The organism is Streptomyces sp. NPDC088817 (assembly GCF_044750345.1).
Taxonomy (GTDB): Bacteria; Actinomycetota; Actinomycetes; order Streptomycetales; family Streptomycetaceae; genus Streptomyces.
On the sequence record NZ_JBIVJN010000010.1, the window covers coordinates 189,037 to 211,955 of the forward strand.

Consider the following 22,919-nt stretch of genomic DNA (forward strand, 5'->3'; position numbering starts at 1 on the left):
GCGCGGCAGCCGGGAATGCGGTGCCCGATCGTCGATGTTGGCAGTTCAACGACCTTTTACCGAGGAGAGCCATGTCCGAGACCGCCTCCGCCGCGACCCCGCCGTCCGGCAAGACTCCTGTCGACTTCTGGTTCGACCCGCTGTGCCCCTGGGCCTGGATGACGTCCCGCTGGGTGCTGGAAGTGGAGAAGGTGCGGGACATCGAGGTCCGCTGGCACATCATGAGCCTCGCGGTGCTCAACGAGCCGAAGCTGGACGAACTGCCCGAGGACTACCGGGAGCTGCTGACCACCAAGGCGTGGGGGCCGGTGCGCGTGGTCACCGCGGCCTGGCAGAAGCACGGCCAGGACGTCCTCGGCCCGCTCTACACCGCGCTCGGCACCCGCTTCCACAACCGCGGCGAGGGCCCCACCCGCGAGGCCGTCGTCGCCGCGCTCGAGGAGGTGGGCCTGCCCGCCGACCTGATCGACTACGCCGACCAGGAGGACTTCGAGTTCGACGCCGAACTGCGCGCCTCGCACAAGGAGGGCATCGAGAAGGTCGGCCAGGACGTCGGCACCCCGGTCATCGCGGTCCCCGGCCCCGACGGCGAGCAGATCGCCTTCTTCGGCCCGGTCGTCACCCCCACCCCCAAGGGTGAGCAGGCCGCCCGCCTTTGGGACGGCACCCTCGCGGTCGCCTCCGTCCCCGGCTTCTACGAGATCAAGCGCACCCGCACGGCGGGGCCGGACTTCAGCAACCTGTGACCCGTCCGGCCGGCGAAAGCCCCCGCGAGTCGCGTGCTCGCGGGGGCTTCTCCTTCTTCGTCCGGCGGTGTCCCGCGCCGCGTCAGCTCCGGGCGCGCCCGCGCTGCCAGAGGTACCCGGCCGCCGCCAGAACCAGCGTCATGCCGCCCGTCGAGTACAGCTGCACCCGGGTGCCGGACTCGACGGCCATCAGGGCGAAGACCGCCGCCATGCCGGCCAGGGCCACCCAGGTGAGCCACGGGAACGCCCACATCCGGACCGCCAGCCTCTCCGGCGCCTCCTGCTCCAGCCTGCGGCGCAGCCGCAGCTGCGAGACGGCGATGAAGATCCAGACGACGAGGATCACCGCGCCGATCATGTTCAGCAGCCAGGGGAAGACGTCGTTGGGCCGCCAGTAGCTCAGCAGCACGCAGACGAAACCGAAGACGGAGCTGGCCAGCACCGCGCGCCGCGGCACCCCACCGCTGACCCTGGCCAGCGCCTTCGGTCCCTGACCGCGCTCGACCAGCGAGTACGCGATGCGCGAGGAGCCGTAGATGTTGGCGTTCATCGCGCTCAGCAGCGCGACCAGCACCACCACGTTCATCAGCTGACCGGCGCCCGGGATGCCGAGGTGGTCCAGCGCGGCGACGTACGGGCCCTTCCCGACGACCTCCGCGGAGTCCCACGGGACGAGCGTCACGATCACCGCCATGGAGCCGACGTAGAACAGCGCGATGCGCCACATCGCCGTGCGCACGGCACTCGCCACGCCGCGCACCGGGTTCTCCGACTCGGCCGCCGCGATGGTGACCGTCTCCAGGCCGCCGTAGGCGAAGACCGAGGCGAGCAGGCCGACGACCAGTCCGTGGCCGCCGTGCGGCAGGAAGTCGGTGAGGTTCGAGGCGCCCGGGGAGTCGGTACCGGGCAACACGCCCGCGACGGCCAGCACACCGAGGACCAGGAACAGGGTGATCGCGCCGACCTTCAGCGCGGCGAACCAGAACTCGAACTCGCCGAAGTTCTTCACCGCGGCCAGGTTCGTGCCGCAGAACACCACCATGAACAGCGCCACCCACACCCACTCCGGTGTGCCCGGCAGCCATCCGGTGACGATCTTCGCGGCGCCCATGCCCTCCAGACCGACCGCGGTGCACAGCAGCACCCAGAACGACCAGCCCGCGGTGAAACCGGCCCACGGACCGAACGCCCGCTCGGCGTGCGCGGAGAACGAGCCCGACGACGGGTACGCCGCCGACATCTCGCCGAGCATCCGCATGACCAGCATGACGAGCGCGCCGGACAGGGCGTAGGCGACGACGATCGAGGGGCCGGCCGCGGCGATGCCCGCGCCGGAGCCGACGAAGAGGCCGGCGCCGATCACACCGCCCAGGGCGATCATCGACAGATGGCGCTGCTTCAGGCCGTGGGACAGGGAGGCGTCGTCCGCCCGGGGAGGCGTTTCGACGGTGGTGCTGCTTGGCATGGGGCGGCTCGTCCGGTGGGGGGCAGGTGCGAAAGCCTCCACAGTCTGGGCGGCCGCCCCACCGCGTCGGAGCGGCCGCTCATCATCCGGACGCGCGCCGTACGCAGAGTGAGAAGACGGCTACTGCGGCGAGCGGCCCGGTCGTTTTGGCGGGACCCTACAGTCGCCGTCGTCTCCCCACACGTGGCGGAAACCGCGCCACCTCAGTGACAGGCATCACGTCCCGCCGGGTGTACGGACCCTCCTTTGTGCGAAACGGACCAAGCGTCCGCTCCCCCCTTGTCGACCGCTGACGGTGATCGCCGCGCCACCGCTGGGATAGCGTCACGCTGTCCCGAACTGCCCTCTCCCCGCGGAGTCCCCATGAGCACCGCTGCCGCCACCCCCGCCCGTACCGGGGTCGTCCTCGCCGACCTCCTGCCTTCCCCCAAGCTCTTCGAGCAGGGCGGTGCCCCCACCCGTGTCCGGGACATGGCCCTCGTGGTGGGCGGCGCCGCGCTCACCGGACTGGCCGCCCAGATCTCGCTGCCCGTGCCGCACTCCCCGGTGCCGGTGACCGGCCAGACCTTCGCGGCGCTGCTCGTGGGCACCTCGCTGGGCGCCGGCCGCGGTCTCGTCGCCCTCGCGCTCTACGTGCTCGCGGGCGCGGCGGGCGTGCCGTGGTTCGCGGGCGGCGCCTCGGGCGCGGGCTCCGTCTCCTTCGGCTACGTCCTCGGCATGCTGCTCGCCGCCACCGTCGTGGGTGCCCTGGCCCGCCGCGGCGGCGACCGCAACGTCTGGCGAACGGCCGGCACGATGGTGCTGGGCACGGCGATCATCTACGCGGTCGGCGTGCCCTACCTGGCCCTGGCCACCGGCATGTCCGCGTCCGCCGCGATCGCAGCCGGCCTCACCCCGTTCCTGATCGGCGACGCCCTCAAGGCCGCCCTGGCGATGGGCCTGCTGCCCACCGCCTGGAAGCTGGCCGGGAAGTGACCGCACCCTTCCCGCCCGCGTAGGTTCTCCGCCGATCCGCGGAAGCTCGCGCAAGAGGCCGGCCGGTGGACGTCGCTGACGTCCACCGGCCGGCCTCTTCGCCGTTGTCGCCCCGGCGTCGTCAGCCGGTGGCGACCTTGTCCGTCTTCTCGTCCGCTTGCTCGGCGGCCGGGGCCGCGGCCGCCGCACGGCCCTTGTCGAGCCGCTGCTTGACGAAGGCGATCGCCAGCACGATCGCCGCGACCAGCATCGACAGCAGCACGGTCTCGCGGCCGTCGTGCTCGGTGTCGGTGAGCATGTAGCCGAAGACGAAGACGATCAGCGCAGCCGTCGCCCACGTCAGATACGGGTACAGCCACATCCTCACGACCAGCTTCTCCGGTGCCTCCCGCTGGATGATCTTCCGCATCCGCAGCTGCGAGAAGCAGATCACCAGCCAGACGAACAGGGCGACCGCGCCGGAGGAGTTGACGAGGAAGAGGAACACGGAGTCCGGGAACCTGTAGTTGAAGAACACGGCCACGAAGCCGAACACGACCGAGGAGACGATCGCGGCCATGGGCACACCGCGGCGCGTGGTCCGCGCGAACACCTTCGGCGCGTCCCCGCGCTCACCGAGCGAGAAGGCCATCCGGGAGGCCGTGTAGAGACCGGAGTTGAGACAGGAGAGCACCGAGGTCAGCACGATGAAGTTCATGATCTGACCGGCGTGCGCGATACCGAGGGAGTCGAGGGCGGCGACGTAGGAGCCCTTCTCGGTGATCGACTTGTCGTTCCAGGGCAGCAGGGCGACCACGACGAACACGGAGCCGAGGTAGAAGACGCCGATACGCCAGATGATGCTGTTGGTCGACTTGGTGACAGCGCGCTGCGGGTCCTCCGACTCGCCCGCCGCGAGGGTGGCGATCTCGCTGCCCATGAAGGAGAAGACGACGAGCAGGACACCGGTGAGGATGGCGCCGGGCCCGTTCGGCAGGAATCCGCCGTGGTCGGTGAGGTTGCCGAGCCCCGCCTTGTCGCTGTGCACGCCGGGCAGCAGCCCGAAGACGGCCAGCGCGCCTATGACGATGAACGCGCCGATCGCCACGACCTTGATCCCGGCGAACCAGAACTCGAACTCCCCGTAGGAGCCGACGGAGATGAGGTTGGTGGCGGTCAGCACCACCATGACGATGAGGGCCCAGCCCCACTGGGGCACGGCCGGCACCCATTCGGAGAGGATCTTGGCGCCCGCGGTCGCCTCCACGGCCAGCACGACGACCCAGAAGAACCAGTACAGCCAGCCGATCGAGAACCCGGCCCAGCGGCCGAGCGCGCGGTCGGCGTGCGCGGAGAAGGAACCCGAGGTGGGGTTGGCGGCGGACATCTCGCCGAGCATGCGCATCACGAGGACGACGAGCGTGCCGACGAGGGCGTAGGAGAGGAGGATGCCCGGTCCGGCGGTGGCGATGGCGGAGCTGGAACCGACGAAGAGACCGGCGCCGATGACGCCGCCGATCGCGATCATCGACAGATGGCGGTTCTTGAGCCCGGCCTGGAGCCCCGAACTAGTCATGGACGGAAATTCCTTTGCTCTGATGGAGCGGTCCCCCGCACGAGCGGTGTACGGGATGGTCCAGTGAATCGGAGGCATTGGAATCCGTGAACCTTCGAAATGTAATTGTTACTTGAGGTTTTCTTGAGCTTTTGAAGTTTTAGATATTTCTTTCTCGCGGGTGTGATAGTGCGCCGACCCGGCTCTGCCGTCCGCATTCCGCCATGTCACACTCGGACCATGCGCGTGTATCTCGGCTCCGACCATGCGGGCTTCGAACTCAAGAACCACCTCGTCGAGTGGCTCAAGGCGGCGGGCCACGACCCCGTCGACTGCGGACCCCACATCTTCGACGCCCAGGACGACTACCCGCCCTTCTGCCTGCGCGCCGCGGAGCGCACGGCGGCGGACCCCGACTCCCTCGGCATCGTGATCGGCGGCTCCGGCAACGGCGAGCAGATCGCCGCGAACAAGGTCAAGGGCGTGCGTGCGGCCCTCGCCTGGAGCGAGGAGACGGCCTCCCTCGGCCGCCAGCACAACAACGCGAACGTCGTCGCGGTGGGCGCGCGCATGCACACCGAGGAGGAGGCGACGAAGTTCGTCGAGACCTTCCTCGGCACGCCCTTCTCCGGCGACGAGCGTCACGTCCGCCGCATCGAGATGCTCGACACCTACGAGTCGACGGGCGAACTCCCCCCGATCCCCCCTCACCACCCCCAGCAGTAGAACTCCGGGACGCAGCCCCGCCCCCGGGTCCCGCTTCCACCCACCGAGTCGGGCGGGTGGGTGGGAAACGGGGTCCGGGGCGAAGCCCCGGCGGGGTCTGGGGCGAAGCCCCAGGGCCGGTGCCCCCTCCACCCACCGAGACGGGCGGGTGGGCGGGCAAAAAAACCACAAGAGAGGGACACCCGTGCCGGAGGGGCACACCATCCACCGCCTGGCCCAGGACTACGCCACCCACTTCCAGGGCCGGCAGGCCACCGTCACCAGCCCCCAGGGCCAGTTCACCGCCGCCCCCCTCCTCACCGGCGCGGAACTCACCCGCACGGAAGCCCACGGCAAACACCTCTTCCTGCGCTTCCGCGAGAGCGACTGGGTCCACATCCACCTCGGCCTCTTCGGCAAGGTCACCTTCGGCGGCGCCCCCGCGCCCCCGCCCACGGACACCGTCCGCCTCCGCCTCGCCAACACGGCCTCGTACGTCGACCTGCGCGGCCCCACCACCTGCGCCCTGATCACGGACGCCGAGAAGCAGGCCGTGCACGACCGCCTCGGCCCCGACCCGCTGCGCCCCGACGCCGACCCTGACCGGGCCTACGCCCGCATACGCCGCAGCCGTACGACCATCGCCGCCCTGCTGATGGACCAGAAGATCGTCGCGGGCGTCGGCAACGTCTACCGCGCCGAGGTCCTCTTCCGGCACCGCGTCGACCCCTACCGCCCCGGCAGCGGCGTGACGCCGGCCGAGTGGGACGCCATCTGGGCCGACCTCGTCGCCCTCATGCGCGAGGGCGTCCGCAACAACCGCATCGACACCGTCCGCCCGGAGCACACCCCCGAGGCCATGGGCCGCCCGCCCCGCGTCGACGACCACGGCGGCGAGGTCTACGTCTACCGGCGCAGCGCCCTGCCCTGCCACATCTGCGGCGCGGACATCCGCACCGCGGACCTCGCCGCCCGCAACCTCTTCTGGTGCCCCACCTGCCAGCAGCCCGCGAGGGCCGGATGAGACGCCCGTCTCAGAACCCGTGCGGCAGCCACGGCGCCACCGCCGAGCCGAACGCCACCGACACCGGGGCCAGCGCCCCGGGCCGCAGCTCCCGCACCCGCCCGGCCGCCGCCAGCCCGGCCAGCGGCACGCCGCCGAGATAGGCCGCCCCCAACTCCCGTACGGACAGGGAGATTTCCGCCGCGTCCGAGGTGCGTTCGCAGGAGGCGCCCTTCGGGTCCCCGGTCAGCCGCCACCGCCCGGCGTTCCAGGGGCAGAAGTCGTCCGCCACCTCCAGCACCACGTCCACCGGCGTCTGGTAGGTCCGCGCGGCCAGCGCCGCCCCCACGTCCACGAGCCGTACATACAGCGAGTCCCGCAGCCGCGGCCGGCACCGCCGGATGTCGGACACCAGGTACTGCCAGGCGTCGTCGACGGGCTGCCCCCGCACGATCAGCGTCGAGGTCAGGTCGATGCCGAACAGGAAGCGCCACAGCGCCGCGTCGCTCGCCGGGTCCAGCGCGGCCCGATCCGTCACCTGCACCGTGCCCTCCGGCCCGCCGACGCCCCAGCCGGGCTTGACGCGGTAGCGGGCGTACCCCGTGACCTCGCCGGCCCGCTCGGCGACCACGCACTGCAGCGGCGAGGCACCGTCCCGCGCGCTCTCAGGGTCGAGCAGCGCGACCCGCTCCCAGCCGGGCTGCCGGGCCAGCATTCCGGGCCGCCCGGGCACCAGTCGCGCGTAGAGCGCCTCGCAGTCGTCCAGCACGTCACCGGGCGCGGCGAAACGCAGACGTACGTCGTCCGTACCGGCCGGGACCGTCAGACCGGCCCGGTCGGTGTCGATCTCGGCGGCGAGCTGGAAGGTCGCCGCGCCGTACCCGAAGCGGCCGTAGATCGCGGGCTCGGAGGCGGTCAGCACCGCCAGCGGCTCGCCCCAGGAGCGCACGTCGTCCAACTGCCGCCGCATCATGGACGTCAGCACACCGCGCCGCCGGTGCGTGGCGGCCACGCTCACCATCGTGACGCCGGCCGCCGGCAGCAGGTCGCCGCCCGGCACGGTGATCCGGAAGCCGAACGCCCCCGCCGTGCCCACGCACGTGTCCCCGTCCCAGACGCCCAGCGAACGGTCCGGCTCGGTCAGGGAGTTCCAGATCTCCCGCTCCTCGTCCGGCTCCGGGACCCCTCCGAAGGCGCGGATCAGGGTGTCGTACCAGGGGTTCCACTCGTCGCGTCGCAGCACCCTCGGCCCGGTCGCATGCTCAGTCGCCATGCGTCATGCCTACCAGCGCGCAACGGAACGGTCGAACGAATTTCGTCCAGGTGGCAGCGCGACGGCCGCCGGTGAAGTTCACTGTGAATCCGAGCCTCGGACGGGGGACAAGTGGGACCTCCCGTGCCAAGCGTCAGGTCGGATGGATAGGGTCCCCAACTAATGGCAGCAGGACGACAGCGGCGCGCGGAAGCCGAGACGTTCACGGCCCGGTTGAAGATGCAGTGGCACCGGGCCCGCGTCGGCGTGCGCAGAGCCGCCGTCGACTACTTCCGCGGGGACGGCTCGGACTGGATCGCGCTCGGCGGCCTGCTGCTGACCATCCCGCTGATCCTGGTGCTGACGCTCGCCAACTCGGTGTGGTTCTCGCCGGTCGCGCTGGTGCTGCCCATCGTCGCCGGCGGGCTGCTGCTGCGCCCGGCGAGCCTGCTCGGCCTGTACGCCGCCGCGGCCACGGCGCTGATCGTGGAGTCGGTGCGGCTCGGACCGTACACCGAGGGCCCGTCCCGGGTGACCCCGGGCGTGGTGCTCGTGGTCGCCGCCTGCGGCTTCTTCGGGCTGATCATCGCCCAGTTCCGCAGCCGGGTCGGCGTGCCCTGGCGGCGCGGCGGCACCATGCTGTTCGACCTGCGTGAGCGCATCCGCGTCCAGAGCAAGCTGCCGCAGCTGCCCGGCGGCTGGCACCACGAGATGGCGCTGCGCCCGGCAGGAGGCCAGTCCTTCTCCGGCGACTTCGTGGTCGCCGCCCGTACGAACGGCGGCCGCACCCTGGAGGTGGTGCTCACGGACGTGTCCGGCAAGGGCATGGACGCGGGCTCGCGGGCGCTGCTGCTGTCGGGCGCGTTCGGCGGTCTGCTCGGCAGCCTGCCCCCGCACGCGTTCCTGCCCGCCGCCAACGGCTATCTGCTGCGCCAGGACTGGGACGAGGGCTTCGCGACCTCCATCCACCTGGTGCTGGACCTGGACTCCGGCGACTACGAGCTGTACTCCGCGGGGCACCCGCCGGGCCTCCAGCTCAGCGCGGGCAGCGGCCGCTGGGAGGAGAAGGCCGCCGAGGGTCCGCTCCTCGGCGTGTACGACGGCGCCCAGTTCGACCCGGTCAAGGGCTCCCTGCGCGCCGGGGACGTCCTGATGCTGTTCACCGACGGCCTGGTGGAGACCTCGGACCGGGACATCGTCGAGGGCATCGACCGCCTCACGGGCGAGGCCGACCGCTATGTCGCCGGCGGTTTCCACGGAGCCGCCTGGCACCTGATCGAGGCGGTGGCGAAGGACGTCAACGACGACCGCGCCCTGCTCCTGATCTGCCGCGAGGGCCCCACGGCGTCGTGGCACGCCGACACCCCAGGCACGTGACCGGCATGCCCCGCGTCCCGCGCACCCTGTCCCTGGCCGAGGTCGAGGCCGTGGCCAGGGCCGCTCACGAGGGCCGGACCGACAAGGCGGGCCGGCCCTACGCCGAGCACCTCCGGGCCGTCGCCGAAGGCGTGCGCTCCCGGGGTGGTGACGGCGAACAGATCGCGGCGGCCTGGCTGCACGACTCCGTGGAGGACGGCGTCCTGTCCGAACGGTGGCTGCGCGAGGCCGCGCTGAGCCGCCGTACGAAGGACATCGTGCGCGCGGTCACCAAGCGGGCGGGGGAGGAGCCGGAGGCGTACGCGCGGCGGATCCTCGCCACGCCCGGGGCGTTGCTGGTGAAGGAGGCGGACCTGGCGCACAACGCCGACCCGGCCCGTCTCGCGGTCCTCGACGAGGCCACCCGCACCCGGCTGACCGGGAAGTACGCGCGGATGCGCGCACTCCTCGGTCTCCCGGACGCCCCCGTCAGGCGCTGACCGAGCCGGACTCCGCCGGCTGCGGCCGCTGTGCCTCCCGGCGCTCACGGGCCTGCTCGCCCGCCTCCTGCCGGAAGGCCCACTTCATCTCCGGCTCCACCACGCAGCGGAAGACCCGCCGCACGGGCGCCGTGCACAGCAGGGTGACGACCGCCGCCGCCAGGACGGTGACGAGGATCTCGCCGAGCGGGCCGTGCAGCCAGGCGTGGTCGAACCAGCCCTGGTAGTCGGCGCCCTTCACCACGAAACCGTGCAGCAGATAGCCGTACAGCGTGCCCGCGCCGAGCGCCGTGAACCACATCCGGCGCCCCGGCACCCAGGCGAAGAAGCAGGCGGTCAGCACCAGCGAGCAGCCGAACAGCGCCAGCGTCATCACCGGCCCGACCCACCAGGGCGCGCCCAGCTCCTGTGCGGCGTCACGGTGGTAGAACCAGGCGGCGTTCATCCGCGGCACCGCCCACCAGGCGGTGAGCAGTGCCACCGCGAACACCGGCACCGACGCGATCCGCACCGAACGGCGGCGCACCAGCTGGAAGTGCTCGGCCCTCATCGACAGCCCCAGCACGAAGAAAGGGAGGAACTGCAGGACCCGTTGCAGGTCCAGGTCGTTGCCGATGGCCGGGCTGACCGACGCCAGCATGGCGATGACGAGCGCGACCGGCAGCGGCCGGCGGATCAGCTTCCACAGCGGGGTGATCAGCCGCCAGACGAACAGGGCGCACAGGAACCAGGTCAGGTACCAGGGGTCGAGAAGGCTGATGTCCTGGTCGGGGTTGTGGCCGGCGTAGCGGTTGAAGAGGGAGAGGGCGGTCTCGAAGACGACGTACGGGACCACGACACCGGTGATCAGCCGTTTGAGCCGTTCGGGGCGGGCGTCGAAACTGCGCGAGAAGTAGCCGGAGATGACGATGAAGGCCGGCATGTGGAAGGCGTAAACGATCATGTAGAGGCCCTGGAGCGCGCGGCTGTCGCCCTTCAGCGGCTCCCAGAAGTGCCCCATCGCCACCAGAACGATCGCCAGGTACTTCGCGTTGTCGAAGAACGCGTCGCGCTGTTTGGCGGGTCTTCCCTCCGGCTCGCCCGATCCGCGCGGACTCGGCACTGCCGGGGCCGGGGACTGTGCCGGGAGGAGCGGTGTTCTGTTCTGGCGGGGGGACGAGGCAGCGTGGAGCATCTGAGGCACCCTAGTGTCGACCGCGGGGTTCCGTAAAAGACCGGACGTCATTCCTGATTATTCGCCGCGGCTACCCGGGATTTGACGAACAAGCTTGCCTTTGAGGGTGACGGTCGACACAGCGCGCAAGCCCCTTCGCGGAGGCAGTCGCCCCCTATGTCCCGACTCGTCACGATGAGTTGGCGCACGGGTTCACGTGTGGGGTGACGATTCGAATTCCTTGCGAACATCTTGTGCAGGCATGTGGATGAGTTCCCTGAATTCCCGGCGGAAGCGGCGCGGTGACACTCTCGAATTACCGTGCGGATCACGGCCGTAGAAGCACCGCGTCCCGGAGATCGGGCTCACCGGAGCAGAAGGACTTGGCCGAGGATGCGTCAGCCGCCGCATGGGGGAGCCCGGTTGGTGGCACGATGGTTCCAGTGGGGTACGCGGGGATGGCGTCCGCGGGCCGGGAGAGCGACCGACCGAGGGTGTGATCAGTTGTGGCCATTTCACTGTCAGTGGTGCTGCTGTTGGCGATCATCCTGGTGGTGCTGCTCAGGGGCGGAACGATCAAGGCCGGCCCGGCCATCGTCGCCATCCTCTTCGGCTTCTTCCTCGCCTCCACCGGAATGGCGCCGTCGATCCAGCGCTTCCTGAACTCGATAGCGCACACGATCAACTCGATCAGTTTCTGACGAGAGCATGCCCGGCCCGGAACGATCAGGGCCGGGCCCGGAAACGATCAGGGCCAGGTCGGGGAAACATCCTCCGACCTGGCCCTGAGTCGTACAGAGCGGGCGACGGGAATCGAACCCGCGTAGCCAGTTTGGAAGACTGGGGCTCTACCATTGAGCTACGCCCGCACACAAGGCGCCGCCGGTCTGCCGACCGCGGCACACAAGGCATCGTAGCGGGTCGTGCGGTGTCCACGCACACTCCGTTCCCGCGACCGGGCTCCCGCGAGATCCCCGCGAGCCGCCTCCGTGCGCCGTTCGCGCCCGGCGCGCCCCCGTGCTGGGCGGCGCGATCCCGGTGGTCGCGGAATGCGGCGTCCCCACTGCCTGCGGGCATGTACCCTACGTGTCGCACCAGACGGGGTGTGGCGCAGCTTGGTAGCGCGTCCGCTTTGGGAGCGGAAGGCCGTGGGTTCAAATCCCGCCACCCCGACCATCCGCCGGCCACCGGTCGGCGTCACCACGCGTGATCGCCTTTGGGGGCGCGGAGTGGCTGCGGTTATTATGCAAACTGCGCGCCCGTGTGTCCGGTCCTGCTTGGGCCTGCGAACTCCTCCGGGCGGGGCGAAATCCGCCGGGCCCGTCTGGCCCCGGCAGAATCCAAGCAGTCAGCCACAAGGAGACCGAACCGTGAAGAGCGCCGTGGAGACCCTGAACCCGACCCGGGTTCGGCTCACTGTCGAGGTGCCCTTCGAGGAGCTCAAGGACAGCCTCGACGCGGCGTACAAGAAGATCAACCAGCAGGTCACGGTGAAGGGCTTCCGCAAGGGCAAGATCCCGGCCCGCGTCATCGACCAGCGGTTCGGCCGGGGTGCGGTTCTGGAGGAGGCCGTCAACGACGCGCTGCCGAAGTTCTACACCGAGGCGGTCAACGAGGCGGAGCTGAACCCGCTGGGCCAGCCCGAGGTCGACATCACCGAGCTGAAGGACGGCGAGACGCTGAACTTCACCGCCGAGGTGGACGTCCGTCCGACCGTCGAGATCCCGGACTACTCCGGCATCGAGGTCGAGGTCGACGCCGTCGAGGTCACCGACGAGGACGTCGACAAGGCCGTCGAGCAGCTCCGTGAGCGCTTCGCCTCGACGAGCCCGGTCGAGCGCGCCGCCGAGGACGGCGACGTGGTCACCATCGACCTGGAGGCCAAGGTCGACGGCGAGGTCCTCGAGGACGGCGTGGCCAACGGCGTCTCCTACACCATCGGCTCCGGCGAGCTGCTCGACGGCATCGACGACGCCGTGAAGGGCCAGGAGGCCGGTGGCGAGGCCACCTTCACCTCCGAGCTCAAGGGCGGCTCCGCGGCCGGCAAGGAGGCCGAGGTCACCGTCAAGGTCACCCAGGTCGCCGCGCGTGAACTGCCCGAGCTGGACGACGACTTCGCTCAGCTCGCCTCCGAGTTCGACACCCTCGAGGAGCTGCGCGCGGACAGCCGCAAGCGCCTGGAGAACATGAAGCAGTTCGACCAGGCCACGCAGGCCCAGGAGCGTGTCCTGGACAAGCTGCTCGAGCTGGTCGAGGTCCCGGTCCCCGAGAAGCTGCTCGAGGACGAGATCAACACCCGCAAGCACAACCTCGAGCACCACCAGCTCGGCCAGATGGGCCTCACCCTCGACAAGTACCTGGAGATCCAGGGCAAGACCGCCGAGGAGTTCGAGACCGAGACCCGCGATGCCGCGGTCAAGGGCATCAAGACCCAGTTCGTCCTCGACGAGCTGGTCAAGACGGAGAAGCTCAACGTCAACCAGGAGGAGCTCACCGAGCACCTCATGCGCCGCGCCGCCTCCTCCGGCATGTCCCCCGACCAGTTCGCCCAGGCGGTCGTCGAGCAGAACCAGGTTCCGCTGCTGGTCGGCGAGGTCGCCCGCGGCAAGGCCCTGGCCGTCGTGGTCGAGGCCGCGACCGTGAAGGACACCAACGGCGAGATCGTCGACCTGGACGACGAGGAGGACGAGGCCACCGAGGCCGAGACCGCCGACGCCGCCGCCGAGGGCGAGGGCGAGGAGAAGGCCGAGGCCTGATCCGTACGGCATACGGATGCGCACGGAGGGCGGGCCCCGGGTACGTTGGTGACCTGGGGCCCGTTCGCCTTTCCACGGACCCGCGCGCTACGCCCCCGGCGAACACTCCCCTCAGCGGGATTCGCCGAAGGGAGCCGCGCGTTAGGGTCCATGAGTACGGGGGCAGGGGAGTCCCCTGAAGCCCCTGGCAGGAACACGTGAGACGGCCCGGCGCCGTCGTAAGACGAGCAGGTGGATACGTGACGAATCTGATGCCCTCCGCCGCCGGCGAGCCTTCCATCGGTGGTGGCCTCGGCGACCAGGTCTACAACCGGCTGCTGGGCGAGCGGATCATCTTCCTCGGCCAGCCGGTCGACGACGACATCGCCAACAAGATCACCGCACAGCTGCTGCTCCTTGCCGCGGACCCGGACAAGGACATCTACCTGTACATCAACAGCCCCGGCGGCTCGATCACGGCCGGTATGGCGATCTACGACACCATGCAGTTCATCAAGAACGACGTGGTGACCATCGCCATGGGCCTCGCGGCCTCGATGGGCCAGTTCCTGCTCAGCGCGGGCACTCCCGGCAAGCGCTTCGCGCTGCCGAACGCCGAGATCCTGATCCACCAGCCCTCCGCGGGCCTGGCCGGCTCGGCCTCGGACATCAAGATCCACGCCGAGCGGCTGCTGCACACCAAGAAGCGCATGGCCGAGCTCACCTCCTTCCACACCGGCCAGTCGGTCGAGCAGATCACCCGCGACTCCGACCGCGACCGCTGGTTCGACGCCCACGAGGCCAAGGAGTACGGCCTCATCGACGACGTCATCCCGACGGCCGCCGGCATGCCGGGCGGCGGCGGCACCGGGGCCTGAGCCGCTCCCACGGGGCCCACGAGGCCCCCTGAGCCGCTCCAGCGGAGTCCCGGCCCCCGTGCGGGCGGTCCGAGACCTCCGCGCAGCCCAGCCAGCCCCAGCCGACCGCCCAGCCCTTTTCCAGGAGACACCGTGAACGACTTCCCCGGCAGCGGCCTCTACGACCGTACGCGTGCCGAGTACACCGGCCCCACGGCCGAGTCCCGCTACGTCATCCCGCGCTTCGTGGAGCGCACCTCCCAGGGCATCCGCGAGTACGACCCGTACGCGAAGCTCTTCGAGGAGCGGGTGATCTTCCTCGGCGTCCAGATCGACGACGCCTCCGCCAACGACGTCATGGCGCAGCTCCTGTGCCTGGAGTCGATGGACCCCGACCGGGACATCTCGGTCTACATCAACAGCCCCGGCGGTTCCTTCACGGCGCTCACCGCGATCTACGACACGATGCAGTTCGTGAAGCCCGACATCCAGACCGTGTGCATGGGCCAGGCCGCCTCCGCGGCCGCCATCCTGCTGGCCGCGGGCACGCCGGGCAAGCGCATGGCGCTGCCCAACGCCCGGGTGCTGATCCACCAGCCCTACAGCGAGACCGGCCGCGGCCAGGTCTCCGACCTGGAGATCGCCGCCAACGAGATCCTCCGGATGCGTGCGCAGCTGGAGGAGATGCTGGCCAAGCACTCCACCACGCCCATCGAGAAGATCCGCGAGGACATCGAGCGCGACAAGATCCTCACGGCCGAGGAGGCCCTGTCGTACGGGCTGGTCGACCAGATCATCTCGACCCGCAAGATGAACAACGCGTCCGTCCGCTGACGGGAGGCAGTATCGTCTGCCACTCCTTGGCACGGTGCACGTCAAAGCGAACCGTGCCAAGGGGGGCCCGAACGAAGGGCCCGGCAAGGTACCGTCGACATAAGGCAGCACCAGGAGCCGCTGGACGTAGGCGTCTCCCAGGCGAAGGGGAAGCACACCGTGGCACGCATCGGTGACGGCGGCGATCTGCTCAAGTGCTCGTTCTGCGGCAAGAGCCAGAAGCAGGTCAAGAAGCTCATCGCAGGGCCCGGTGTGTACATCTGCGACGAGTGCATCGATCTCTGCAACGAGATCATCGAGGAGGAACTCGCGGAGACCAGCGAGGTGCGTTGGGAGGAACTGCCCAAGCCCCGCGAGATCTACGAGTTCCTGGACGGGTACGTCGTCGGCCAGGAGGCCGCGAAGAAAGCCCTGTCCGTCGCGGTGTACAACCACTACAAGCGCGTCCAGGCCGGCGAGAACGGCGGCGCGCAGGGCCGGGACGACGGCATCGAACTCGCCAAGTCCAACATCCTTCTGCTGGGCCCCACGGGCTCGGGCAAGACCCTGCTGGCCCAGACACTGGCCCGCATGCTGAACGTCCCGTTCGCCATCGCCGACGCCACGGCGCTGACGGAGGCCGGGTACGTCGGCGAGGACGTCGAGAACATCCTGCTGAAGCTGATCCAGGCGGCCGACTACGACGTCAAGAAGGCCGAGACCGGGATCATCTACATCGACGAGATCGACAAGGTCGCGCGGAAGAGTGAAAACCCCTCCATCACCCGCGATGTGTCGGGCGAGGGCGTCCAGCAGGCCCTGCTGAAGATCCTGGAGGGGACCACGGCCTCGGTCCCGCCGCAGGGCGGCCGCAAGCACCCCCACCAGGAGTTCATCCAGATCGACACGACGAACGTCCTGTTCATCGTGGGCGGTGCCTTCGCGGGCCTGGAGAAGATCATCGAGGGCCGGGCGGGCGCCAAGGGCATCGGCTTCGGCGCGACGATCCGCTCCAAGCGGGAGCTGGAGACCAAGGACCAGTTCGAGGACGTCATGCCCGAGGACCTGGTCAAGTTCGGCATGATCCCGGAGTTCATCGGCCGTCTGCCGGTGATCACCTCGGTCCACAACCTGGACCGCGAGGCGCTCCTGAAGATCCTCGTCGAGCCGCGCAACGCCCTGGTCAAGCAGTACCAGCGCCTGTTCGAACTCGACGGCGTGGAGCTGGACTTCGAGCGCGAGGCCCTGGAGGCCATCGCCGACCAGGCCATCCTCCGCCAGACCGGCGCCCGCGGTCTGCGCGCCATCATGGAGGAGGTGCTCCAGGGCGTGATGTACGAGGTCCCGTCCCGCAAGGACGTGGCCCGCGTGGTCATCACGGCCGACGTCGTCCTCTCCAACGTCAACCCGACCCTGATCCCGCGCGACGCGCGCGGCCGCGGTCCGGGCGAGCAGAAGACGGCGTAACCGCCGCCGCACGAACCAGAAAGGGGCCCCGGTCGACCGACCGGGGCCCCTTTCGGCGTGTGTCAGGCCTTGACGCGGACCTCGTTGCGGAACTTGGCGGTGAGTTCGGCGTCGGCCGCCGGGTCGCCGCTCTTGCCCGCCGCGAGGTTGGCGATGTCCATCGGCATGACGACGCCGAGCGTGCTGTGGTCGCCCCAGATGCAGATCGTCATGTTCATCTCCTTCGGCTCACCCGCGCCGCCGGTGGAGTTGTCGACCTTGGCCTGCTGGCACTTGAGAACGGCGTCGCCCAGCGAGGCGGGGCTGTAGGCCTTCGGCTCGCCGGTCAACGTGAACTTCTCGTCGCCGTTGCTCGTCTTGGCCTCGTCCTTCATGTGCGCGAACATGGCGTCGACGGTCTTCTCGGGATCGTCGATCGTGCCGTAGACGCCGCCGAACTGGATCATCTTCTGGCTCAGGGGGTTGTCCTTGTCCCCGGCCTGGTAGGCGGCGCTGACGTCCTTGGGGCTGTGCACACCCCACTTCTCGGCGTCCTTCATGTCGTTCTTCGACATGGTGCCGCTGTCGCCGTCGGACTTCTTGTACTCAGTCAGCACCGTCGCCGGCGTCGTCAGCTTGTGCGGGCCGTCGTTCTTGATGCCGGAGCCGCCGCCCCCGCCGATCACGAAGTACGCGCCCACCGCGATCGCCGCGACGACCGCCACCGCGCCGATGATCAGGCCCGTCTTCTTGCCGCCGCCACCGGCGGCCGGGGGCTGCGGGGCGCCACCGTAGGGGGGCTGGCCGTAGGGAGGCTGCCCGCCGTACGGGGGCTGCTGGCCGTAGGGGTTCGGCTGGGGCGGGACGCCCGGGGCGCCGGGCTGCTGCGGGTAGCCGTAGCCGGGCTGCGGCTGGGCGGGAGGGGCCTGCTGGGGGTAGCCGTAGCCGGGCTGCGGCTGGGCGGGAGGGGCCTGCTGGGGGTAGCCGTAGCCGGGCTGCGGCGGTCCCTGCGGCGGCTGCTGGCCATAGGGACCAGGCTGGCCGTACGGCCCGGGCTGCTGGGGCTGCCCGCCGTACGGGCCCGGCTGGTTCTCGCTCATTTCCTGGGTTCCCCTCCAGATACTTATGTGTCCCTGACATCCTGGCCCAGGTACGCCCACACCATGTCATCGGGTTCGCCACCGTTACGAAACAAATGCGGTTCGGGACAGCGCGGTGACGCATCTAAACTGACCCCGTGACCGAGAACGCTCAGCAGCAGCCACCAGCGCCCGACACCGAACTGCCGACCCAGTACGCGCCGGCCGACGTAGAGGGGCCGCTGTACGAGCGCTGGGTGGAGCGGGGTTACTTCGAGGCGGACGCGAAGAGCGACAAGCCTCCGTTCACCGTCGTCATCCCGCCGCCGAACGTCACGGGCTCGCTCCACCTGGGGCACGCCTTCGAGCACACGCTCATCGACGCCCTGACCCGCCGCAAGCGCATGCAGGGTCACGAGACGCTGTGGCAGCCCGGCATGGACCACGCCGGCATCGCCACCCAGAACGTCGTCGAGCGCGAACTCGGCAAGGAGGGCAAGTCCCGGCACGACCTCGGCCGCGAGGCCTTCGTCGAGCGCGTCTGGCAGTGGAAGAACGAGTCCGGCGGGCAGATCTCCGGCCAGATGCGCCGCCTCGGCGACGGCGTCGCCTGGTCCCGTGAGCGCTTCACCATGGACGAGGGTCTCTCGCAGGCCGTCCAGACCATCTTCAAGCGGCTCTACGACGACGAACTCATCTACCGCGCCGAGCGCATCATCAACTGGTGCCCCCGGTGTCTGACCGCCATCTCCGACATCGAGGTCGAGTACCAGGACGACGACGGCGAGCTCGTCTCGATGACGTACGGCGAGGGGGACGACACCATCGTCGTCGCCACCACCCGTGCCGAGACCATGCTCGGTGACACCGCCGTCGCCGTGCACCCCGACGACGAGCGCTACCGCCACCTCGTCGGCAAGCTCATCAAGCTGCCGCTGACCGACCGTTCCATCCCGGTCGTCGCGGACGAGCACGTCGACCCCGAGTTCGGCACCGGCGCCGTCAAGGTCACCCCGGCCCACGACCCCAACGACTTCGAGATCGGCCGCCGCCACGACCTGCCCGCCATCACCGTGATGGACGAGCACGCCGTCATCACCGTCCACGGCCCCTTCCAGGGCCTGGACCGCTTCGAGGCCCGCTCCGCCATCGTCGGCGCGCTGCGCGCCGAGGGCCGGATCGTCGCCGAGAAGCGCCCGTACGTCCACTCCGTCGGCCACTGCTCGCGCTGCAAGACCACCGTCGAGCCGCGCCTGTCCATGCAGTGGTGGGTCAAGGTCGGCCCGCTGGCCAAGGCCGCCGGCGACGCCGTCCGGGACGGCCGCGTCAAGATCCACCCGCAGGAGATGGAGAAGCGGTACTTCGACTGGGTCGACAACCTCCACGACTGGTGCATCTCGCGGCAGTTGTGGTGGGGCCACCGGATCCCCGTCTGGTACGGGCCGGGCGGCGAGGTCGTCTGCGTCGGACCCGACGAGCAGCCGCCGGGCACCGAGGCCGAGGGCTGGAAGCAGGACACCGACGTCCTCGACACCTGGTTCTCCTCCGGCCTGTGGCCGTTCTCCACCCTCGGCTGGCCCGAGCAGACCGAGAGCCTCGCGAAGTTCTACCCGAACTCCGTCCTGGTCACCGGCTACGACATCCTCTTCTTCTGGGTCGCCCGGATGATGATGTTCGGCCTCTACGCGATGGACGGCACTCCGCCGTTCCACACCATCGCCCTGCACGGCATGGTCCGCGACCAGTTCGGCAAGAAGATGTCGAAGTCCTTCGGCAACGCGGTCAACCCGCTGGACTGGATGGACAAGTACGGCTCCGACGCCCTCCGGTTCACCCTCGCCCGCGGCGCCAACCCCGGCGTCGACGTGCCGATCGGCGAGGACTGGGTCCAGGGCTCGCGCAACTTCGCCAACAAGATCTGGAACGCCACCCGCTTCGCGCTGATGAACGGCGCGACGGTGGACGGACCGCTGCCGGACGCCGCGAGGATGTCGGCGACCGACCGCTGGATCCTGTCCCGGCTGAACTCGGTCGTCGCCGAAGTCGACGCGTACTACGAGGACTTCCAGTTCGCCAAGCTGTCGGACAGGCTGTTCCACTTCGCCTGGGACGAGGTCTTCGACTGGTACGTCGAGCTGTCCAAGACGACGTTCCAGGCGGGCGGCGAGCCGGCCGAGGTCTCCAAGCGCGTCCTGGGCGAGGTCCTGGACGTCACGCTGAAGCTGCTGCACCCGGTGGTCCCGTTCGTCACGGAGACGCTGTGGACCACGCTGACCGGCGGCGAGTCGGTCGTCATCGCCGAGTGGCCGACCGACAGCGGCTTCCGGGACGCGGGCGCCGAGAAGGAGATCGAGTCCCTCCAGTCGGTCATCACCGAGGTCCGCCGCTTCCGCGCCGACCAGGGCCTCCAGCCCGGTCAGCGGGTCCCGGCCCGGCTGACCCTCGACGGCACGGCACTGGCGCCGCACGAGGCCGCCATCCGCCAGCTGCTGCGCCTCCAGCCGGAGGGCGACGCCTTCACCGCGACGGCGACGCTCCCGGTCTCCGGCGCCGAGGTGGCCCTCGACCTGTCCGGGACCATCGACGTGGCGGCGGAGCGCAAGCGGCTGGCCAAGGACTTGGCCAACGCCGAGAAGGAGAAGGCCCAGGCGACGGCGAAGCTCGGCAACGAGGCCTTCCTGGCCAAGGCCCCCGACAACGTCGTGGAGAAGATCCGGGTCCGCCTGGCCAAGGCCGAGGAGGACATCGCCCGGATCGCCGCGCAGCTGGAGCGGCTGCCGCAGGCGTAGCGCACGGGCAGTACCCCGCGAGCACGGGGAGCAGGGCGGCGAAGGCCCCCGGAGCCACGTGGCTCCGGGGGCCTTCGCCCATGTATGTCAGCGGCCCTCCGTACACTGGCCTCGTGAGTGAGTTCCCCCCGGACAGCAGCGGTCGGCCCGACCCCCTCGACTCCTTCGACGAGATCATCGAGGCCGAGACCACCCGCGACCCCGATCTCGCGGTGATCGAAGCCGGCAGCCGCACCCTGCGCACGCAGGGCGGGGCGCCGCAGGCGGACGTACCCGGGCGCCCGGAGGACCCCGAGGTCGACCGTGCGCTGCGCGAGGCCGAGGCGGAGCTGGCCACCCGCTGGGGCGAGACCAAGCTGGAGCCCTCGGTCAGCCGGATCGCCGCGCTGATGGACGTGCTGGGCGAGCCGCAGCGGTCGTACCCGTCGATCCACATCACCGGCACCAACGGCAAGACCTCCACCGCCCGCATGATCGAGGCCCTGCTCGGCGCCTTCGAACTGCGCACCGGCCGGTACACCTCCCCGCACGTGCAGTCGATCACCGAGCGGATCAGCCTGGACGGCGCCCCGGTCTCCGCCGAGCGGTTCGTCGAGACGTACCAGGACATCAAGCCGTACGTGGAGATGGTCGACGGCTCGCAGGAGTACCGGCTGTCCTTCTTCGAGGTGCTGACCGGCATGGCGTACGCCGCCTTCGCCGACGCGCCGGTCGACGTGGCCGTCGTGGAGGTCGGGATGGGCGGCAGCTGGGACGCCACGAACGTCATCGACGGTGACGTCGCCGTGGTGACCCCCATCGACCTGGACCACACCGACCGCCTGGGCTCCACGCCAGGCGAGATCGCGGGCGAGAAGGCCGGCATCATCAAGCAGGGCGCCACCGTGATCATGGCCCAGCAGCCGGTGGACGCCGCCCAGGTGCTGCTGAAGAAGGCCGTGGAGGTCGACGCGACGGTCGCCCGCGAGGGGCTGGAGTTCGGCGTCGTGGCCCGCCGGGTGGCCGTGGGCGGGCAGCTGCTGACCCTGCGCGGCCTGGGCGGCGAGTACCCCGAGGTCTACCTGCCGCTGCATGGCGCCCACCAGGCGCACAACGCCGCCGTGGCGCTCGCCGCCGTCGAGGCGTTCTTCGGCGTCGGCGCGCAGCGCGCCGAGTCGCTGGACCCGGAGACCGTGCGCAAGGCGTTCGCGTCCGTCGCCTCGCCGGGCCGGATGGAGGTCGTACGGCGCTCGCCGACCGTGGTGCTGGACGCCGCGCACAACCCGGCGGGCGCGCGGGTCACCGCCGAGGCGGTCCAGGAGGCGTTCGACTTCAGCCGCCTGATCGGCGTGGTCGGGGCCAGCGCCGACAAGAACGTGCGCGGTCTGCTGGAGGCCTTCGAACCGATCTTCGCGGAGATCGTGGTGACGCAGAACTCCAGCCACCGCGCGATGGACGCCGACGAACTGGCCGCGCTCGCCGTCGAGGTGTTCGGCGAGGACCGCGTCCAGGTCGAGCCGCGGCTGCCGGACGCGCTGGAGGCCGCGATCACGCTCGCCGAGGAGGAGGGCGAGTTCTCCGGCGGCGGTGTGCTCGTCACCGGTTCCGTCATCACCGTCGGTGAGGCCCGACTGCTCCTGGGGAGAGGCTGACTTCTCGTGCGTACGCTGTGTTCCTCGACCCTGATCGGCGAGTTCTTCGTCATCGGCTTCGCCGCGCTGGTCGCGATGAAGGACCCCGGCCTGTCCATGACGACGGTGTGGACGGTCAGCGGCATCGCGATGCTGCTGTGCCTGCTGCTGTGCGGCGTGGTGACCCGGCCCAGCGGTGTGATCCTCGGCTGGGTGCTCCAGGCCGCGCTGATCGCGTCCGGTCTGGTCGTGCCGACGATGTACTTCCTCGGCGTGGTCTTCGCGGCCCTGTGGTGGGCCTCGGTGCACTTCGGGCGGAAGATCGAGGAGGCCAAGGCCAGATTCGCGGCGCAGGCCGCCGAGGCCGGCCCTCCGGCTGACGCTGCGTGACAGGAAGGGCGACACGCCCTGTAACCTCGTCCCACCGCACATCTGCCAGGTGAAGGAGCCACCCGTGACCCAGCGCACCCTCGTCATCCTCAAGCCCGACGCCGTCCGTCGTGGCCTGACCGGCGAGATCATCAGCCGTATCGAGCGCAAGGCCGGCTGGCAGATCACCGCGCTGGACCTGCGCACCCTGGACACGGAGACCCTGGAGCAGCACTACGGCGAGCACAAGGGCAAGCCCTTCTACGAGCCGCTGATGGTGTTCATGGCCTCCGGCCCGGTCGTCGTCATGATCGTCGAGGGTGAGCGGGTCATCGAGGGCGTCCGCGCGCTGGCCGGCCCGACCGACCCGATCGCCGCCGCCCCCGGCTCGATCCGCGGCGACTACGGCGTGATCGTCCGGGAGAACCTGATCCACGCCTCCGACTCCGAGGAGTCCGCCGAGCGCGAGGTGAAGATCTTCTTCCCGGGCCGCGGCTGACCCCCAGGAAGCCCTCCCCGGCCCCGCCGGGCT

At 70.1% G+C, this 22,919-nt stretch carries 20 protein-coding genes and 2 tRNA genes; 16 read left to right on the top strand and 6 right to left on the bottom strand.

What is annotated here, in order from left to right; translation table 11 throughout:
- The first annotated feature begins 71 nt into the window (after nt 1-71).
- Entirely contained in the window at nt 72-746 is a 675-nt protein-coding gene (locus ACIP4X_RS20455) for a DsbA family protein (RefSeq protein WP_358728556.1), read from the top strand.
- Between the two features lie 82 nt (nt 747-828).
- Here the strand turns inward: ACIP4X_RS20455 and ACIP4X_RS20460 are convergent, their stop codons facing one another.
- Complete coding sequence (locus ACIP4X_RS20460; protein WP_401349827.1) at nt 829-2,211, bottom strand: amino acid permease; 1,383 nt, start codon at nt 2,209-2,211, stop codon at nt 829-831.
- A gap of 363 nt (nt 2,212-2,574) precedes the next feature.
- On the opposite strand from ACIP4X_RS20460, the gene ACIP4X_RS20465 reads away from it, so the two are divergent.
- The gene (locus ACIP4X_RS20465) at nt 2,575-3,186 is read left to right on the top strand and encodes a biotin transporter BioY (protein ID WP_358728560.1); all 612 of its coding nucleotides are present in this window, start codon (nt 2,575-2,577) and stop codon (nt 3,184-3,186) included.
- Between the two features lie 121 nt (nt 3,187-3,307).
- Here the strand turns inward: ACIP4X_RS20465 and ACIP4X_RS20470 are convergent, their stop codons facing one another.
- The gene (locus ACIP4X_RS20470; RefSeq protein ID WP_401349830.1) at nt 3,308-4,741 is read right to left on the bottom strand and encodes an amino acid permease; all 1,434 of its coding nucleotides are present in this window, start codon (nt 4,739-4,741) and stop codon (nt 3,308-3,310) included.
- A gap of 219 nt (nt 4,742-4,960) precedes the next feature.
- Between ACIP4X_RS20470 and ACIP4X_RS20475 the strand changes: the two genes are divergently transcribed.
- Together ACIP4X_RS20475 and ACIP4X_RS20480 are read left to right on the top strand one after the other, a co-directional pair.
- A complete protein-coding gene (locus ACIP4X_RS20475) occupies nt 4,961-5,446 on the top strand; it encodes a ribose-5-phosphate isomerase (protein WP_358728564.1) in 486 nt (161 codons plus the stop codon).
- A 184-nt stretch (nt 5,447-5,630) separates the two neighbouring features.
- The gene (locus ACIP4X_RS20480; protein ID WP_391452997.1) at nt 5,631-6,449 is read left to right on the top strand and encodes a DNA-formamidopyrimidine glycosylase family protein; all 819 of its coding nucleotides are present in this window, start codon (nt 5,631-5,633) and stop codon (nt 6,447-6,449) included.
- Between the two features lie 10 nt (nt 6,450-6,459).
- On the opposite strand, the gene ACIP4X_RS20485 is transcribed toward ACIP4X_RS20480, so the two are convergent.
- Entirely contained in the window at nt 6,460-7,701 is a 1,242-nt protein-coding gene (locus ACIP4X_RS20485; protein WP_358728568.1) for a GNAT family N-acetyltransferase, read from the bottom strand.
- Nucleotides 7,702-7,863: 162 nt separating this feature from the next.
- Here ACIP4X_RS20485 and ACIP4X_RS20490 point away from each other — a divergent pair, with 162 nt between their 5' ends.
- Both ACIP4X_RS20490 and ACIP4X_RS20495 read left to right on the top strand, forming a co-directional pair.
- The gene (locus ACIP4X_RS20490) at nt 7,864-9,057 is read left to right on the top strand and encodes a PP2C family protein-serine/threonine phosphatase (RefSeq protein ID WP_358728570.1); all 1,194 of its coding nucleotides are present in this window, start codon (nt 7,864-7,866) and stop codon (nt 9,055-9,057) included.
- A gap of 5 nt (nt 9,058-9,062) precedes the next feature.
- Complete coding sequence (locus tag ACIP4X_RS20495; RefSeq protein WP_358728685.1) at nt 9,063-9,536, top strand: HD domain-containing protein; 474 nt, start codon at nt 9,063-9,065, stop codon at nt 9,534-9,536.
- On the opposite strand, the gene ACIP4X_RS20500 is transcribed toward ACIP4X_RS20495, so the two are convergent.
- On the bottom strand, nt 9,526-10,710 hold the full coding sequence (locus tag ACIP4X_RS20500; RefSeq protein ID WP_401349836.1) for an acyltransferase family protein: 1,185 nt from the start codon (nt 10,708-10,710) through the stop codon (nt 9,526-9,528). The genes ACIP4X_RS20495 and ACIP4X_RS20500 overlap by 11 nt on opposite strands.
- Before the next feature lie 485 nt (nt 10,711-11,195).
- On the opposite strand from ACIP4X_RS20500, the gene ACIP4X_RS20505 reads away from it, so the two are divergent.
- Nucleotides 11,196-11,390 (top strand): hypothetical protein, encoded by a 195-nt coding sequence (locus ACIP4X_RS20505; RefSeq protein ID WP_326802454.1) that lies wholly within the window; start codon nt 11,196-11,198, stop codon nt 11,388-11,390.
- Between the two features lie 97 nt (nt 11,391-11,487).
- On the opposite strand, the gene ACIP4X_RS20510 is transcribed toward ACIP4X_RS20505, so the two are convergent.
- A tRNA-Gly gene (locus tag ACIP4X_RS20510) sits at nt 11,488-11,558 on the bottom strand.
- Nucleotides 11,559-11,788: 230 nt separating this feature from the next.
- Here ACIP4X_RS20510 and ACIP4X_RS20515 point away from each other — a divergent pair.
- The 5 genes from ACIP4X_RS20515 to clpX all read left to right on the top strand — a co-directional run bounded on the left by ACIP4X_RS20515 (nt 11,789) and on the right by clpX (nt 16,561).
- Nucleotides 11,789-11,865: transfer RNA gene (locus ACIP4X_RS20515), tRNA-Pro, on the top strand.
- Nucleotides 11,866-12,059: 194 nt separating this feature from the next.
- Nucleotides 12,060-13,445, top strand: a complete 1,386-nt coding sequence (gene tig / locus ACIP4X_RS20520; protein ID WP_358728574.1) for a trigger factor — start codon at nt 12,060-12,062, stop codon at nt 13,443-13,445.
- A gap of 251 nt (nt 13,446-13,696) precedes the next feature.
- Nucleotides 13,697-14,302 carry an ATP-dependent Clp protease proteolytic subunit gene (locus tag ACIP4X_RS20525; protein WP_199836507.1) on the top strand — a complete coding sequence of 202 codons (606 nt, stop codon included), beginning with the start codon at nt 13,697-13,699 and terminating at the stop codon, nt 14,300-14,302.
- A gap of 132 nt (nt 14,303-14,434) precedes the next feature.
- Nucleotides 14,435-15,115, top strand: coding sequence for an ATP-dependent Clp protease proteolytic subunit (locus tag ACIP4X_RS20530; RefSeq protein ID WP_358728576.1), 681 nt, complete (start codon nt 14,435-14,437; stop codon nt 15,113-15,115).
- Between the two features lie 159 nt (nt 15,116-15,274).
- Nucleotides 15,275-16,561 (top strand): ATP-dependent Clp protease ATP-binding subunit ClpX, encoded by a 1,287-nt coding sequence (gene clpX, locus ACIP4X_RS20535; protein ID WP_100566838.1) that lies wholly within the window; start codon nt 15,275-15,277, stop codon nt 16,559-16,561.
- A 62-nt stretch (nt 16,562-16,623) separates the two neighbouring features.
- Here clpX and ACIP4X_RS20540 read toward each other — a convergent pair whose 3' ends face one another.
- Complete coding sequence (locus ACIP4X_RS20540; RefSeq protein WP_358728578.1) at nt 16,624-17,640, bottom strand: hypothetical protein; 1,017 nt, start codon at nt 17,638-17,640, stop codon at nt 16,624-16,626.
- A 137-nt stretch (nt 17,641-17,777) separates the two neighbouring features.
- Here ACIP4X_RS20540 and ACIP4X_RS20545 point away from each other — a divergent pair, with 137 nt between their 5' ends.
- From ACIP4X_RS20545 to ndk, 4 genes are all read left to right on the top strand, one after another.
- Complete coding sequence (locus tag ACIP4X_RS20545; RefSeq protein ID WP_391453007.1) at nt 17,778-20,408, top strand: valine--tRNA ligase; 2,631 nt, start codon at nt 17,778-17,780, stop codon at nt 20,406-20,408.
- A gap of 80 nt (nt 20,409-20,488) precedes the next feature.
- Entirely contained in the window at nt 20,489-22,039 is a 1,551-nt protein-coding gene (locus tag ACIP4X_RS20550) for a glutamate ligase domain-containing protein (RefSeq protein WP_391453009.1), read from the top strand.
- A gap of 6 nt (nt 22,040-22,045) precedes the next feature.
- On the top strand, nt 22,046-22,408 hold the full coding sequence (locus ACIP4X_RS20555; protein ID WP_358728584.1) for a DUF4233 domain-containing protein: 363 nt from the start codon (nt 22,046-22,048) through the stop codon (nt 22,406-22,408).
- 64 nt (nt 22,409-22,472) lie between these two features.
- Complete coding sequence (gene ndk, locus ACIP4X_RS20560; protein ID WP_141360920.1) at nt 22,473-22,886, top strand: nucleoside-diphosphate kinase; 414 nt, start codon at nt 22,473-22,475, stop codon at nt 22,884-22,886.
- Nucleotides 22,887-22,919: the final 33 nt, after the last annotated feature.